Annotated in this window: 17 protein-coding genes and 1 tRNA gene; 13 read left to right on the top strand and 5 right to left on the bottom strand. The window is 63.3% G+C overall.

Features of this window, described 5'->3' with window-relative positions; translation table 11 throughout:
• Positions 1-7: 7 nt before the first annotated feature.
• Positions 8-346, bottom strand: a complete 339-nt coding sequence (locus tag V6N07_RS14325; protein ID WP_371157005.1) for a hypothetical protein — start codon at positions 344-346, stop codon at positions 8-10.
• A 134-nt stretch (positions 347-480) separates the two neighbouring features.
• On the opposite strand from V6N07_RS14325, the gene V6N07_RS14320 reads away from it, so the two are divergent.
• The 4 genes from V6N07_RS14320 to rnhA all read left to right on the top strand — a co-directional run bounded on the left by V6N07_RS14320 (position 481) and on the right by rnhA (position 4,370).
• Entirely contained in the window at positions 481-1,050 is a 570-nt protein-coding gene (locus V6N07_RS14320) for a recombinase family protein (RefSeq protein ID WP_371157004.1), read from the top strand.
• 905 nt (positions 1,051-1,955) lie between these two features.
• Positions 1,956-3,269 (top strand): DEAD/DEAH box helicase family protein, encoded by a 1,314-nt coding sequence (locus V6N07_RS14315; RefSeq protein ID WP_371157003.1) that lies wholly within the window; start codon positions 1,956-1,958, stop codon positions 3,267-3,269.
• 103 nt (positions 3,270-3,372) lie between these two features.
• The gene (locus V6N07_RS14310; RefSeq protein ID WP_371157002.1) at positions 3,373-3,741 is read left to right on the top strand and encodes a hypothetical protein; all 369 of its coding nucleotides are present in this window, start codon (positions 3,373-3,375) and stop codon (positions 3,739-3,741) included.
• Between the two features lie 146 nt (positions 3,742-3,887).
• The gene (gene rnhA / locus V6N07_RS14305) at positions 3,888-4,370 is read left to right on the top strand and encodes a ribonuclease HI (RefSeq protein WP_371157001.1); all 483 of its coding nucleotides are present in this window, start codon (positions 3,888-3,890) and stop codon (positions 4,368-4,370) included.
• A 135-nt stretch (positions 4,371-4,505) separates the two neighbouring features.
• On the opposite strand, the gene V6N07_RS14300 is transcribed toward rnhA, so the two are convergent.
• Positions 4,506-6,041 (bottom strand): DUF6538 domain-containing protein, encoded by a 1,536-nt coding sequence (locus tag V6N07_RS14300; protein WP_371157000.1) that lies wholly within the window; start codon positions 6,039-6,041, stop codon positions 4,506-4,508.
• 83 nt (positions 6,042-6,124) lie between these two features.
• Positions 6,125-6,199, bottom strand: a tRNA-Thr gene (locus V6N07_RS14295).
• Between the two features lie 413 nt (positions 6,200-6,612).
• Between V6N07_RS14295 and V6N07_RS14290 the strand changes: the two genes are divergently transcribed.
• The 5 genes from V6N07_RS14290 (at position 6,613) to hisD (ending at position 10,486) form a co-directional block, all read left to right on the top strand.
• Complete coding sequence (locus V6N07_RS14290; protein ID WP_371156999.1) at positions 6,613-6,786, top strand: hypothetical protein; 174 nt, start codon at positions 6,613-6,615, stop codon at positions 6,784-6,786.
• Positions 6,779-8,053 (top strand): UDP-N-acetylglucosamine 1-carboxyvinyltransferase, encoded by a 1,275-nt coding sequence (murA, locus tag V6N07_RS14285; protein ID WP_371156998.1) that lies wholly within the window; start codon positions 6,779-6,781, stop codon positions 8,051-8,053. Before V6N07_RS14290 ends, murA begins: the two co-directional genes overlap by 8 nt.
• Positions 8,046-8,528: a DUF2948 family protein gene (locus V6N07_RS14280; RefSeq protein ID WP_371156997.1), complete on the top strand. Its 483-nt coding sequence runs from the start codon at positions 8,046-8,048 to the stop codon at positions 8,526-8,528. The genes murA and V6N07_RS14280 overlap by 8 nt, the downstream gene beginning before the upstream one ends.
• Entirely contained in the window at positions 8,525-9,022 is a 498-nt protein-coding gene (locus V6N07_RS14275) for an N-acetyltransferase family protein (protein WP_371156996.1), read from the top strand. The genes V6N07_RS14280 and V6N07_RS14275 overlap by 4 nt, the downstream gene beginning before the upstream one ends.
• A gap of 156 nt (positions 9,023-9,178) precedes the next feature.
• On the top strand, positions 9,179-10,486 hold the full coding sequence (gene hisD / locus V6N07_RS14270; RefSeq protein ID WP_371156995.1) for a histidinol dehydrogenase: 1,308 nt from the start codon (positions 9,179-9,181) through the stop codon (positions 10,484-10,486).
• Between the two features lie 38 nt (positions 10,487-10,524).
• Here hisD and V6N07_RS14265 read toward each other — a convergent pair whose 3' ends face one another.
• Positions 10,525-11,874, bottom strand: a complete 1,350-nt coding sequence (locus V6N07_RS14265; RefSeq protein WP_371156994.1) for a carnitine 3-dehydrogenase — start codon at positions 11,872-11,874, stop codon at positions 10,525-10,527.
• Between the two features lie 55 nt (positions 11,875-11,929).
• Positions 11,930-12,838: a 3-keto-5-aminohexanoate cleavage protein gene (locus V6N07_RS14260; RefSeq protein ID WP_371156993.1), complete on the bottom strand. Its 909-nt coding sequence runs from the start codon at positions 12,836-12,838 to the stop codon at positions 11,930-11,932.
• A gap of 113 nt (positions 12,839-12,951) precedes the next feature.
• Here V6N07_RS14260 and V6N07_RS14255 point away from each other — a divergent pair, with 113 nt between their 5' ends.
• From V6N07_RS14255 to infA, 4 genes are all read left to right on the top strand, one after another.
• On the top strand, positions 12,952-13,848 hold the full coding sequence (locus tag V6N07_RS14255; protein ID WP_371156992.1) for a GIY-YIG nuclease family protein: 897 nt from the start codon (positions 12,952-12,954) through the stop codon (positions 13,846-13,848).
• Positions 13,845-14,318, top strand: coding sequence for a UPF0262 family protein (locus tag V6N07_RS14250; protein ID WP_371156991.1), 474 nt, complete (start codon positions 13,845-13,847; stop codon positions 14,316-14,318). Before V6N07_RS14255 ends, V6N07_RS14250 begins: the two co-directional genes overlap by 4 nt.
• Before the next feature lies 1 nt (position 14,319).
• Positions 14,320-14,757 (top strand): low molecular weight phosphatase family protein, encoded by a 438-nt coding sequence (locus tag V6N07_RS14245; protein WP_371156990.1) that lies wholly within the window; start codon positions 14,320-14,322, stop codon positions 14,755-14,757.
• 278 nt (positions 14,758-15,035) lie between these two features.
• Entirely contained in the window at positions 15,036-15,254 is a 219-nt protein-coding gene (gene infA / locus V6N07_RS14240; protein WP_007205486.1) for a translation initiation factor IF-1, read from the top strand.
• Positions 15,255-15,275 lie beyond the last annotated feature (21 nt).

Raw genomic sequence — 15,275 nt, 5'->3', positions numbered from 1 at the left:
CGAGAGATTATTGATATGGCTTGCGGAACACCCCCCGTACCCCCCCTTCGACAGTCGATAATGGAACATTACGCATCTCGCGCGAACGATAGGGCAGGGTGCCGCCACCGATGCAATTACTGGTATCGAAAGGCTGTATCTCGGACGAAGCTGTGATGCCTTTCACCCGATCTTCGGCAAGGGCCAATGGTGTTGGGCCAATGGTGGTTTCCTCGCTACATTCGCGGTCAAAGAGTTCGGGGTCGGGCGTCAGGAACTCTACTGCCCCCGCGACGAAGACGTTGGACTTGAGTGCCGGTGCGAATGAACGTGCGCGGTGGGAACTGGTAGCAACCAACTGTGCCACTGGGCTTGCTCTATCGGGACGCTTTCATGGCACACATCCTGCGCGGCTAATCGGTGTCCCAAAAATGGATTGAAAGATTTGGCACAAGCCCATAGCTATGCCTAAGACCCTATTGGCACAGATGGAGCACATCGATGATCGTTGGCTATGGACGCACCTCAACCCTAGACCAGAATGCAGGGCTCGCCGCCCAAGAGCGTGAGCTTACCAGCGCAGGATGCAAAAAGGTCTTTGTAGAGCAGGTCTCATCAGTAGACGTGACAGCCCGAGAAAAGCTGGCAGAGGCGCTGGATTACATCCGCGAGGGTGACACCCTGGTGGTCACGAAGTTAGACCGTCTGGCCCGCTCCGTTGCCCACTTGGTGGAAATCCTTGGGGCCATTGAGGCCAAGGGGGCCACCCTTCGCATTATCTCCATGAACATCGACACGGGCACCGCCACGGGCAAGCTATTGCTGGGCATCATGGGCAACGTGGCGGAGTTCGAGCGGTCCATCATGCTTGAGCGCCAGCGGGAAGGCATCGCTAAGGCGAAAGCCGAGGGGCGATACAAAGGCCGGAAACCGACTGCGAGGGCGAAGTCAGACGAGGTGATGAAGCTGCATGCGGAAGGTATTGGCGGCACAGAGATCGCAAGACGGCTCGGTATCGGGCGTTCCAGTGTCCACCGGATTGTGTCGAGCCAGAGCGCCGCAGCTGGCTAGTTGAGTCCGCAAGGACGGAGGGTATCGGATGGACGAGGAGCGTGTGGTCTCGGACAACATATCCCAATATCCCCCAACTCTGCCCCAAGGAACCGTTCGATTGCCGATCTGGTTAAAATGGCGCTGCCACAGAGAGGGCATCCGCTACCAAGCTGATGCCAAGAGCACCCACCTAACGCACCACCTCAGTCCCCCAAACGATGCCTGTGCCTGAAGGTGTCTACGTTTCGTGTTCGCACGAGACCGAGGGTGAACTGTCCCTTTCTCAGTTTGACACAGATGGCGAAGCCGCCGCTTCGTCCGGTCGTCGAAAAACTTCAGCAAACAGGCCTCCCCTAACCAGCAGACCCAGGCGCGTCGGCGCCAAACTTGCAATCGGGAACCAGCGATGATGAAGGGCAACCTTCAGATAATCCAGCTTCGCTGCGTGCCCCTGAGCATGCACCGTAATGGGGGAGACCCAGTTCCGCTCATTGCAGTCATGACGATGGATGAGAGTGCGTCGAAGGGCGTGATGACGGCGGCAAGGCCGCTCTGGGTCTGCGAGGGCGAAGCCCAGCCCTGAGGTTTCCCTGATCGCTGTGTTGCCGACGGCAGATCACCATCAGGTTGCTCTTCAAGATGCGCCTTATGAGGGAGGTCCGTCTTCGACGGCCGCATCCTCCTTCTCTGAGCACACCCGTAGGCCTGCCTCCACGAGCCCTTGAGGGTTTCCTATTCGGTTCCCCAAAAGGTTGCCCGTAGGGTTTCTTCCCAATGACGAGGCTTTACGGGCGGCCTGAAAATCAGCCGGTAAGTCACTGTAATAAAGATGCAAATTCCGAGGTCATCTTCGATCTTGGCAAATGCTTCGCCAATCCCTCCCAAAACCTGGCCCACCGAGGCCCCAACGAAAGGAAGCAAAGATGCTTTTCCCCGACCGTGCGACGCACACCGTCATCATCGACCGTCCCTGCGGCACCGGCAAGACCACCGCTATGCTTGCCTCCCTGCAAGCGGACAGGAAATACCTGCTGGTCACCCCGAGCCTGACCGAGGTGGACCGCTTCATCGCGGACAGCCCGCCCGAGGTCCAGATCTCCACGCCCAGCGACACGTGTGGCCCGAAACTGCATGACCTGTCACGGCTGCTCGACGCAGGGCGCTCCGTGGCCATCACGCACAAGCTCTTCAACTCGATGCTGGTGCTGGCGCCAAAGCTTCAGGGCTACGACATCATCATCGACGAAGCTCCGACCCCGGTGGAGCATCACGGCGGCATTGAGGGGAACGTGTTCGAAGAGATCATGGTGCAAAAAGGCTTCGCCCAAGTCGATCCCGCCACTCGTCAGGTGACGCCCACCGCCGCGTGGAAGAAGTTCGAGAAGTGCCACGTCAGCAAGACATCGGGTGAGGAGGTCGTTACCAACGGGTTTTACCCCGATCTCTACCAAAACGCAGCCAAGGGCCGTCTTCATGCTGACGACAGCGGTGTCTTCGTCATCGCGGTGCCCAACCAGGTGCTGCTGTCCGGCAGATCACTTACCATCATGTCGTTCCTGACCGAGGGGACCTACATCCGGGTCTACCTCGACATGCTTGCCAAAGCCGACCCTCGTGCCGCCTACACGCTGCATCGGGAGGGAACTGAAGCGTGGCTGAATGGCGTGCGAAAGCTCGTCACGGTCGAAGGTCTCGACCTGCCAAACGGCACCAACCTCAGCTTCTCGAAGCAGAAGGGAAACACGCACGACAAGACCTGCAGGAAGATCGGCAACAGCCTCAGAAACCTCGTGGAAACCCGATGGAAGGGCGTAGCCCGGTCGGACATCCTGATGACCTGCGCCCGGCACAAGTGGTTCGAGGACACCAAAAGTCGACGGGCGGGGCAGTGGGCTCGGCACTCACGACTGTTCGGTCGCGACTTCGGAAAGGGCGGCGTTCAGTGGCTCCCCAACAAGACCCGGGGGACCAATCTTTATGCCCATGCCTCGCATCTTATCTACCTGTACTCTATGTCGCCCAACCCCATGGTCATGAACTTCCTCGGGTGCGCCGGACGGGCTTTCTCGGAGGCCTACGCGATCGCCGAAATGGTGCAATGGGTCTGGCGCTCCCGGGTTCGTTGCGGGCAACCCATCACGCTCGCGGTACCATGCGACAGGATGCGTCGCCTGTTCACGGGCTGGCTCGCGTCCGCTGAAAGTGAAGCCGACGTTACGTTGCTTGAAGCCCTCTGACATCGCCTACCAGTTGCTCCCGACCTTCTAGGCCGGGGTCATACCACCTCGCTCCGGTCACCCTCTTGGCCGGGGTCTTTCCCGTTCAGCAAAGGACATTCCCATGAACACCAGAAACGATGACTACCGACGTCCCCAAGCCACCAACGGCACTCGGGTCGGAGCACGAAACCGAAGGCGCTGGAGCGACCGCTTGGGGAGGAAACTGTCCGAGATCGTGCCGTCCTTTGATCGCATGCAAGCCGACAAGGACGCCTGCGACGACCCTCAAAGGGCATCACGAGACAGCGGAGCCAACTGGGTCTCCGTTCGCATCCGCGTCTCTCAGATGGCCGTTATCCAACTGCTTCAGGGCCGACATCTCAGCGCCACTGGAAAGGAAATATCCCGGGCTGAGGTTCTTGCCGCCCTGATGGCCGTCTCTCTCGCCTCCATTATCGAAAACGAAGACTTCGGCGGCGACAGCAACTGAAGCCAAAGCCTCTCATCGCCACATCCACAGCGCCTTCTCCCCTCGGCGCGCGGCGGCGCCACGACCCCATCGTCGGAGAGGCTCACTGCCCCAAACAATCATTCCGTTCCTTCCCTCGAACGGTCTCCCAGACAGAAAGCACTCCCATGAAAACCACATACATCACTATCCACACGGATGGAGCCTGCCTCAACAACCCCGGTGTCGGCGGATGGGCAGCCATCATCTGCATCAACACTGACGGCAAAGTGGTCGCGAAGACCTGCACCTCCGGTGCGTGCCCAGAAACGACCAACAACCGAATGGAAATGAATGCAGCGCTGCAAGGTCTACTTCAGATCACCCCAGGCGAAGACCAACCGATCACCGTGTACTCCGACAGCCAGTTGCTTATCCGGGGCATGACCGAGTGGTCCCCGAAGTGGATTGCCGCTGATTGGAGAAAAGCCGACGGAAAACCAGTCCAGAACCGAGACCTCTGGGAAGCCCTGCACGCCGTCTGTGCTCGTCTGAATGTAAGCTGGCAGTGGGTAAAAGGCCACAACGGCGACCCAAGAAACGAGGAAGCTGACCGCCTTGCTGGACGAGCTGCAAGACAGGCCTGCTCCAGCAGCAGATTTGCAGCCTAGTCACTGAAGAAGGTCCCACCCCGCTGATGAACTGTCGGCGGGGTGAAATCGTCGAGAGAAATCACCCGGACCGGCTCGCAGACCATCCAACTTTCCTTTTCAGCTGGACCGTCAGCCCACCTTGCCGGATTTGGTTCACGGTATGCGATATCGCGGGAGCTTCTGTACCTCCCGCCAAAGCGCCTTTACGGTCGTCTCGCCATAGCTTGTGCTGGCTCGACCGTCCTGGTGGCCCGTCAGCGCATCACTATACTCGGGCGGGATATCCACGTCGCGCGCGACGGTCTTGAACCTGTGTCGCCACCCATGGTTGGGCCAGACGCCCTTGTCGGTGACACCGGCAACTTCGCGAACCCAGTAGCCTACCTTCTTGCCGGTATTTTTGGCTCGGGTCACCGAATCTTCTCCGGGTCGTTTGGACTCGTAGAAGAGAGGGCCCTCCGGTGACGACTGAATGAAGGTCTTCAGGCCCATTTCCAGTAGATGTGGGTGCAGAGGCACCATGCGGTATGCCCCTGTTTTGACTGACCCGGCTTCGGGTGTAATGCGAATGCAGCTGATGCCATTCTCTTCGATTAGGTCTTCGCGTCGGAGCTGGGTGATCTCACTAACACGGGCTCCGGTGTAGGCGCATATCCAAGGGACCCAGCGGATGGCCATCTTATTCCGTTCATCCATCCCGCCAAGGGTCTCTGGGTCTCTAAGGGTCGCCATGAGAATGGCCTTTGCCTCCGCATCCGTGAAGCCAGGTGAACGGGTCTTCTGCCGTTTCGGAACGGAGACCTTCACGCCATCCGCTGGATTGACCGATACCTTTCTTCGACCAACCCCTGCGCCGAAGACTGCTTTCGCTGCGGCAAGGTATTTGTCTCGCACGGTCCTCGCAGCGAGTTCTTTTTCGTGTCGCAGATGATCGCACCAGTCAGAGATGTTCGCTCCAGTGATCTCATTTGCATTCTCGTGGCCGAGGAAAGCTCTGAGGTCATTGATTTTTTGTCGGAAATCGTCGGCGGTTTTTTTCGGTTTGCCGTTGGCCAGATGGTCACGCTCCCAAAGTTTGAAGAGGGCCTCAAGCGTAATGCCTCTGGTCTCCTTCGGTTGTCTTTGAGGGGCTTTCTTGGGGGGCACTTCGGGAAATCTGTCGGCATTGGGGTCCGGTCTGTAGTCTCCATCTGAACGCCGAAGTTGGTAGGTTGCCCACTGAACCCAAACCTTATGCATTTCCGTGCATAGGCGAGTATGGCTGTAGCCGTCGGCAGCGAGTCCATTTTCAGACAGTAGGCGGTCTGCGTCCTCAGAAAAGAACCGCCTTAATGCATCCTCAGGCGGCTCAGCGACGTCGAGCTTCTCCAACATCGTTCGCCAAACTCTCGGGCTCCCAGGTTCATCCTCAACGATCAAGTTGAGGTCGCGGTAGTAGGCACACACCAGGGTCATGATTTGCTTATGCGGGAGCGATGCAGATTCAGCGCGTAAGGATTGCCAGATCATTGACTGCTTCTGGACTTCTACCGCATAGCGAACCTTTGCTTCGTCCTCATCTTTGGTCCCAAGTGACCGGCTGACCTCAGCTTTCCCGAAGGCCTTGCGGACGTCTGCCGGGGTCTTCTGGCGGAAATAGAAGACGCCAGTTTTTGGGTTCTTATGGGGGCGGGCCATTTGCAGTACCATGCTGGTGTAGAACCTCGGTGTAGAACCGAGCGTCATCCAAGCCACTGATAGCGTACATCTTTCTGATATCTAAGTAGAAAAGATGGTGCTGTGAGAGAGGATTGAACTCTCGACCTCACCCTTACCAAGGGTGTGCTCTGCCACTGAGCTACCACAGCATCCGGCTTCGGGTGTGGCCGCAACGACCACGGGGCGAAGTCCCCTGCGTCTTGGCCCCAATCTTCGGTATGCCGGTCTGGAACCGGCCTCGAGAAAAAGGCGCCGCGGCGCTTGGAGGGGCGATTAAAACAACCGACGACAGGGTGCAACCCCCTCTGTCGTGCATAGTTGGGGGTAAGCGCGCATTGCATCTCGGCCACGTTCAACGGTGAACTTGGTGCGCCGCCATCCGAACCCAGTCAGGGGCCGAAACCTGTCTGGCGCAATTCGTCGGGTGTCCCGCTTTTCCCGTATGTGCGCCTTGTCCAGCGCAGTCGCGCAAGGGCCACGCGCCGGGTCGGTTGCGCGGGATCGTGCAGCCCGTGCTTGCCGCGCTAGACCCGGCGTGCGGCCTTCGCTATGGCTGCGCCCCATGAACAAGGGCGCACGGGGCAAGTCAGATACCGACCGGGATGCGCGGCTGAAGGCCGCGCTCAAGGCGAACATGGGCCGTCGCAAGGCCCAGGCGCGCGCGCGAGCGGACGAGGCAGATACGCGCCCGGCCCGCAAAGAGGCAGAGCAAGAGGACGATATCGACAATGGATAGCATTCTGGTCACCGGCGGCGGGCCGCTGAACGGCACCATCCCCATCGCGGGCGCCAAGAACGCCTGCCTGACGCTCATGCCGGCGACGCTTCTGTCGGATGAACCGCTGACCCTGACCAACGCGCCACGGCTGTCGGACATCCGGACGATGACGACTCTGCTCGAAAGTCTGGGGGCCGAGGTCAGCGCCCTGTCCGACGGTCTCGTGCTGGCGATGTCGTCGCACAACCTCAACGGCAACCGCGCCGATTACGACATCGTGCGCAAGATGCGCGCGTCGATCCTCGTGCTGGGGCCCTTGCTTGCGCGCCATGGCAAGGCTGTCGTCTCGCTGCCCGGCGGCTGTGCCATCGGGGCGCGGCCTGTCGATCTGCACCTCAAGGCGTTCGAGGCGATGGGGGCGACGCTGGAGTTGCGCGACGGCTATGTCCATGCCGAAGCGCCCGAGGGGGGCCTGCGTGGCGGTGTCGTCGATTTCCCGTTCGTGTCCGTGGGGGCGACCGAAAACGCCCTGATGGCCGCAACCCTGGCAAAGGGCACGACGACCCTCAGGAACGCCGCGCAGGAGCCGGAGATCGTCGACCTTGCCCATTGCCTGCAAGCCATGGGCGCCAGGATCACGGGGGAGGGGACGGACACGATCACCATCGAAGGCGTCGACCGCCTGCACGGCGCGACGCACCGAGTCGTGACCGACCGGATCGAACTGGGCACCTACATGCTTGCGCCGCTTTTCGCGGGCGGTGAAGTGACCTGTCTGGGCGGCAAGCGTGACCTGCTGGAGGCGTTCTGCGCCAAGATCGAGGAGGCGGGCGCCGAGGTGACCGAAACGCCCGAGGGCCTGACCGTCCGGCGTGGCACCGGACCGATCAAGGCCGTCGATGTCGAGACGGAGCCTTTTCCCGGATTTCCAACAGACCTTCAGGCGCAGATGATGGCCTTGCTGTGCACGGCCGAAGGCACCTCCGTGCTGGAAGAAAAGATCTTCGAGAATCGCTTCATGCATGCCCCGGAACTGATCCGCATGGGCGCGAACATCGATGTGCACGGTGGCCATGCGACCGTCCACGGCGTCGCCAAGCTGAAGGGGGCGCCGGTCATGGCGACGGACCTGCGGGCGTCGGTCTCGCTGATCCTCGCGGGCCTTGCCGCCGAAGGCACCACCAAGGTCAGCCGTGTCTATCACCTTGACCGCGGGTATGAGCATGTCGTCGCCAAGCTGCGCGGCGTCGGGGCCCAGATCGAGCGGGTGCGCGACGATGGCTGATCGGAAAACGACAGGGTCCGGGGACGCCAGCTTTCACGATGCAGACGACCGGCCACTTGCGCTTTGGGCGACGGATGCGGCCGATCTGCAGGTTCTGTCGGCCCTGTGCCAGGATGCGGTCCTGCCGGCATCCGAAATGCGATTTCTGCGGCGCGACCGTCGCTTGGCCCTGCTGATCAACCGCTTCCGTTGGGAAAACGGCACGCGACAGGCAGAAAGGGTGCAATCCCTGCTGGCGGTGGGGGATGTCACTTCGGTGCGCGGACAGGGTGTCGTGCCCGGCGATGCGGATACGGTGCTGTCGCTCCTGACACTCGACTGGGAGCCGGGGAGCGAAACGGAAGGTGTTCTGCGCCTGACATTTGCGGGCGATGGTGTGGTCGAGGCCCGCTGCGACTGCCTCGATGTGACGCTGCGCGATGTGACGCAGGCCTATGGTGCCGTCTCGGGGCGCGCACCGAACCATCCGGAATGATCGTCCGCCCCCTGTTCGGGGCGGATGCGCCCGCGTGGCGTGCGATGATGCTGGACGCAACGGCGGCCAACCCGGCAGCCTTTCTGTTGTCCGCGTCAGAGGTTGGGGCCATGACCGATGATCAGGTGCGCCAGAACCTCGAACAGGGGCGATTGCGCGGGCTGTTCGACGATGAGGCCCGCCTGCTCGGATTTGCGGGGCTGCACCTTTGGCAGATGGACCGCTTGCGCCACCGCGCCGACATCGGGCCGTTCTACATTGATCCGACGGCACGCGGCACCGGGGCGGCAGACAGGTTGATGACGGCACTGGTGGATATTGCGCGCGCGGGTGGGGTTGTCTGGCTCGACCTGTGGGTCGCGGCGTCCAACGGACGGGCGCAGGCGTTCTATGCGCGCCATTCCTTTCAGCAGGTCGCCCGCCGTCAGGACGCGGTTCGTATCGATGGGCGGTCCGAGGATGACGTCCTGATGACGCGGCGCCTTGCCGGCTGACGCGGGTCAGGCCCCGTCCAAAGCAAATCGTTCGCCCTTGTCCGCAACCAAACGCCCTCGGCCGACCTCTGGCCAGGTGGCGCGATCGACGCACCCGGCTTGAGCCCGCGCCCTGCGCCCGCTAAGTCCGGCGCGACCCCAACCGACCGAGGCCCCATGCCGCAGTATATCTCTTCGACAGATGCCGATTTCGAGGACCGGTTCACCGCCCTTCTTTCCATGAAGCGCGAGGACGCCCCCGATGTGGATGCGGCCGTGTCCGACATCATCGCGGACGTGCGGGCACGGGGCGATGCGGCGGTGATCGACCTGACGGCGCGGTTCGACCGCCAGCAATTGACGCCCGATTCACTGCGCGTCAGCGAAGCCGAGATCGCGGAAGCCGCAGCCAGCGTATCAGAGGAAGACCGCGCCGCCCTGCAGTTGGCCGCGGACCGGATCGAAGCATACCACGCACGGCAATTGCCGCAGGACGAGACATGGACGGACGACAGCGGCGCAACCCTTGGATGGCGCTGGGGGCCTGTCGACGCGGCCGGGCTGTATGTGCCCGGCGGCCTGGCAAGCTATCCGTCTTCGGTCCTGATGAATGCGATCCCGGCGCGTGTGGCCGGGGTGGGGCGTCTGGTCATGTGTGTTCCGACGCCGGACGGCATCCTGAACCCGCTTGTCCTCCTCGCGGCGCAGATTGCCGGAGTCTCAGAGATCTATCGCATTGGCGGCGCGCAGGCGATTGCCGCCATGGCATACGGCACGGATACGATCGCGCCGGTCGACAAGATCACGGGCCCCGGAAACGCCTATGTGGCCGCCGCAAAACGCCGGGTGTTCGGTCGCGTCGGGATCGACATGATCGCCGGGCCGTCCGAGATCCTGGTGATCGCCGACGGTGACAACGATCCCGACTGGATCGCCGTGGACCTGCTGTCGCAGGCAGAACACGACGAAAGCGCGCAAAGCATCCTGATCACCGATGACGCGGCATTCGGCCGCGCGGTTGCCGATGCCGTGGAGCGGCGTCTTGCGACGCTGGAACGCGCGGCGATCGCCGGCCCGTCCTGGCGGGACTTCGGTGCCATCGTGACGGTGGCGGATCTGGATCAGGCCGCGACCCTGTCGAACCGGATCGCGCCGGAGCACCTCGAACTTGCGGTTGCCGACCCTGATGCCCTGGCCGAGCGGATCACACACGCAGGGGCGATCTTCCTCGGGCAATGGACGCCCGAGGCGATCGGCGACTATATCGGCGGGCCGAACCACGTTCTGCCGACGGCGCGGTCTGCGCGGTTCTCATCGGGTCTGTCGGTAATGGATTTCGTCAAGCGCACGACGCTGGCGCGGATGACACCCGCATCACTGCGCGCCATTGGCCCGGCTGCCGTGCGGCTTGCGACATCCGAAAGCCTGCAGGCCCACGGCCTGTCCGTCCAGGCGCGTCTGGACAGGTTGAACAGCGACAGCTGAGCGGGAAGGGCGGTGGCCGGGCGCCACCGTCCATGGCCCTAGCCTGTCGTGGTCGCCCCATTCTGCAGGGCGGTCGCCATGGTCTCTGGCATCACCGATGCGCGGCGGCTGTCCATATCGACATGCAGCAGCAGTTGATCGCATTCGGCCAGCACGTCGTCGCCACGGCGCATGACATGCGTCAGGCGCAGCTTCTTGCCCATGGCTTCGCGCACCTCCGTCTCTACGGTGATCGCATCCCCCGCATGGGTCTCTGCACGGTAGCGGATCGTTGTCTCGACGGTGAAGAACGACCAGCCGTCGCCTGCGTCGGGCATGGCGCCGCAAGCGGCCAGCAGACCATCCGCCGCATCCGAGAATACCTGCCCATATCGCCCCTCGTTCATGTGACCGTTCCAATCGGTCCATGTCACCGGCACGAACCGGTTTACGGTGGTCCGCCGATCAGGCGCCGGCAGCGTCGCCTCGTGCGCGGCAATCACCTCGCCCGCGCCCTGATCGCGTCGTCGTAGACCGCGCAGGATGGACACGAGGGCCTCATCCCGCTTTCGTTCCAACGCGCGCAGGGGGATATGGCCGGACTGGGCGTCGGACTGTGCCGCGATCCGCGCAATCAGGTCCTCATCGAGGTCCGGCACATCCATCAGCTTGGTCCACGGCCATTTCAGTGCCGGGCCGAACTGCGCCAGAAAATGCGCCATTCCGGCAGGGCCGCCGGCGATGCGATAGGTTTCGAACAGCCCCATCTGAGCCCACCGCAGGCCAAACCCCATGCGGATCGCCTCATCGATCTGGGCCGTCGTGGCGACGCCGTCCTTCACCAGCCAGAGCGCCTCGCGCCAGACGGCCTCCAGCAGGCGATCTGCTATATGGGCGTCGATCTCCGTCGCGATCTCCAGCGGATACATCCCGATTTCACGCAGTAGGGCCGCGGCCCGCGTGGTGTCTGGGCCGACCAGTTCGACAAGCGGCAGCAGGTAGACGGGGTTGAACGGATGCGCAACGATCGCGCGGGCGCCCTGCGCCGTCAGTTCGGACGGTTTGAACCCCGAAGTGGAGGACCCGATAACGGCATGGCCCGGCGCAAGCGCGCTGATCTCGCCCAATACCTCATGCTTCAGATCCAATCGCTCGGGGACGCTTTCCTGCACCCAATCGGCATCCTCTGCGGCGTCTTGCAGGGTCGGCACGAACCGCAGGCGCCCCTCTGGCGGCAGGTTCCGGTCATACAGCATCGGCAGGCTGCGGCGGGCGCCATCCAGCACCTCGCCCACGGCGGCCGTCGCGCCCGGGGCGGGATCGAACACATCGACGTCCCATCCGTTCAGAAGGAATCGCGCGACCCAGCCGCCGCCGATCACACCGCCACCGATGATTGCTGCCTTCATGCCGATATCCTCCGGTCGATGTGCGTAGAGGGGTGCGGGGCCGGGTTACCCGCCGTCACAGCGGCACCCGCTTGACCAGGCCCAGACGCGCCCGGACGTCCTCCGGACCGATTACCCGCGCACCAAGGCGTTCGATCACCTCGACCGCGCGGGTCACCAGCTGCGCATTGGTCGCTAGGACGCCCCGGTCCAGCATCAGGTTGTCCTCCAACCCCACGCGCACGTTGCCGCCCGCAAGGACAGAGGCCGCGACATAGGGCATCTGGTCCCGGCCAAGCGAGAAGGCCGACCACGTCCAACCGTCCGGCACCGCGCCCACCATGGCCATGAGGGTGTTCAGATCGTTGGGCGCGCCCCACGGCACACCCATGCACAGCTGCACGAGGGCAGGGGCGTCCAGCACGCCTTCGCGCGCCAGCTCCTTTGCCAGCCACAGGTGCCCGGTGTCGAAACACTCCACCTCCGGCCGCACGCCGAGGTCGCGCATCCGCTGCGCCATCGCGCGCAACATGCCCGGCGTGTTGGTCATGACGTAGTCGGCCTCCGCGAAGTTCATCGTCCCGCAGTCGAGGGTGCAGATCTCCGGTCGGCACTCGGCAATATGGACCAACCGCTCCTCTGCGCCGACCATGTCGGTTCCCGCCACCAGCGGCAGGGGCGCATCCGGCCCGCCGAACACGAGGTCGCCGCCCATGCCCGCGGTCAGGTTCAGCACGACGTCCACCTCCGAGGCGCGCACCAGATCGACCACCTGCCGGTAAAGGGCCGGGTCGCGCGCCGGGGCGCCCGTCTCGGGGTCGCGCACGTGCACATGCGCCACGGCCGCCCCGGCCTTGGCGGCGGCGATGCAATCGGCGGCGATCTGTTCGGGCGACCGCGGCACGTGGGGGCTGCGGTCCTGGGTCGCGCCCGACCCGGTGACGGCGCAGGTGATGAACACCTCTCGGTTGATGGTCAGGGGCATGGCATCCTCTCGGCTGGTCCCTTTGAGGGATGTCGCAGCAGGCGCCGGAAAACCACCCCGAATTCCGCCGTGATGGTTTGCGGTCGCCGGGGCGACGCGCTAGCCGTCGGGGCATGACCGACGCCCCCTCCCGTGGCCGCTCGTTGGAGCTGTACTTCGCCGACGGCACCCCCGACGGCATCCTGACCGCCGAGGTGTTCGGCTGGACGGGGCACATCCTGCGCATCCCGCGCCTGCGCCTCGCCGATGGCCTGCGCCGCCGCGAGGCCGCGCATACCGGAACCTACCTTTTGCTGGGCGAACAGGACGACCGCCCCCGCGCCTATGTGGGTGAGGCCGAGAGCGTGGTGCAGCGCATCCGCAGCCATGACGCGCAAAAGGACTGGTGGCGCGAGGCGCTGATCCTGACCACCGCCGCCGACAACCTGCACAAGGCTCACGTCCGGTATCTGGAGGCGCGGCTGGTGCAACTGGCGCGTGTGGCGGGCAACGCCGATCTCGACAACGGCAACGACCCCGTGCCCGCCTCGCTGACCGAAGCGCAGCGGGCGAACATGGAGGAGTTTCTGGACACGCTCCAGATGGTCCTGCCCGCGCTGGGCGTGGACCTGCTGGCCACCGCGCGACGGACCCCGGCCAAGACGCCCCCTCCCGAAACGCCCATCTTCACCCTGCGCAGTGCAAAGGGCGGCGTCGCGTGCAGCGCACGTCTCGACGGATCGCGCCTCGTGGTGCTGGAGGGGTCGCAGGGACGGGTGGAATGGGTCACTCACGGGGGCCAAGATCATGGCTACAAAGCCCTGCGCGCGCGGCTTCTGGACGATGGCGTGTTGCGGCAAAGCGAAAGTCACGCCATCTTCACCCAGGATTATGCCTTCAACTCGCCTTCGGCGGCGGCTGCCGTCTGCACCGGCCGCGCCGCCAACGGGCGGCTGGAATGGCGCACCGAGACCACGAACAAGACGCTTGCCGACTGGGAAGCGGACCAATTGAAAGACCTCGACACATGACAGCCGCCCGCCTGACCCATATCGAGATCGACGACCGCGGCCTGCCGACGCCCACCCCCGAGATCGAGCAGGAGCGGGCGGTCGCGATTTTCGACCTGCTGGAGGACAACTCCTTTGCCCTTCAGGCCGATGGCGCGCCGGACGGCCCCTATCGCCTGCATCTGGCCATCCGCGAACGGCGCCTCGTGTTTGACGTGGCAACCGACACCGGCAAGGCGGGGGAGTTCCACCTCTCGCTCGGTCCGTTCCGGCAGGTGGTCAAGGATTACTGGCAGATCTGCGAAGCCTATTTCGATGCGGTCAAAAAACTGCCTCCCAGTCAGATCGAGGCGATCGACATGGCCCGGCGCGGCATCCACAACGAGGGCGCGCGCATCCTGCAGGAACGGCTGGACGGCAAGGCGGCGATCGACACGGACACGTCGCGGCGGCTGTTCACGCTGATCTGCGTGCTGCATTTCGGGTCCTGAGATGACCTTGCCCCAATCGGTGCTGTTCTGCTGCGACCACAACGCGGTCCGCTCCCCCATGGCCGAGGGGTTGATGAAAAAGCTGCATGGCATGTCGATCTACGTGCAATCGGCGGGCGTGAAGAACGATCTGGAGATCGACGGGTTCGCCATCGCCGTCTGCGAGGAGTTGGGCGTGGAATTATCGCGCCACCGCTCCCGCTCCTTCGACGAAATGCGCGAATGGGGCGACGACCTCGAAGGGTTCGACCTGATCATCGCGCTGTCCCCGGCCTCGCAACGACGGGCGCAGGAGCTGGCCCGTCACGCACATATCGACGTGGAATACTGGCCCATAATGGACCCCACCGGTCTGGGCGAAGGGCGCGAGGCGAAACTCGACAGCTATCGCCAGACCCGTGATCAGATCATGGGGCGCCTGAAGGAAAGGTTCGGATAAGGCGGCTCTGCTGTCCCGACCCGCTTGTGTCGGAACGCGGGGGCGTGGTTTTGTGTGCCCGCATGCGGGTGCGGGGTGGTGCCGCCCCGTGGCTTTCGGGTTCTGAACAGGGGGCGGCGGGCGCGCGGGTCTGCTTGGCACGGGCACGGTCGGCACGTTTTCAACACCGGCGTCACCCGCGCATGCCCTTTGGCGCATTGCCCCTTGAACATTTTGCCAATCGGTCCCATCTAACCGCATCCCGCCGCACGCCGTGCGGCACCACTTTAGGAGAGACCATGGCCAAGGAAGAACTTCTCGAATTCCCCGGCGTCGTCAAGGAACTCCTGCCCAATGCGACATTCCGGGTCGAGCTCGAGAACGGCCATGAGATCATCGCGCATACGGCAGGAAAGATGCGCAAGAACCGCATCCGGGTTCTGGCAGGCGACAAGGTGCAGGTTGAAATGACGCCTTACGACCTCACGAAGGGTCGCATCAACTACCGCTTCAAGTAATGGTGGATGTCATTCACCCTA

Source organism: Jannaschia sp. 2305UL9-9 (assembly GCF_041403465.1).
GTDB lineage: Bacteria > Pseudomonadota > Alphaproteobacteria > Rhodobacterales > Rhodobacteraceae > Jannaschia.
Note: the sequence above shows the minus strand (reverse complement) of the source record. Positions and strands in the feature narration are given on the sequence as shown.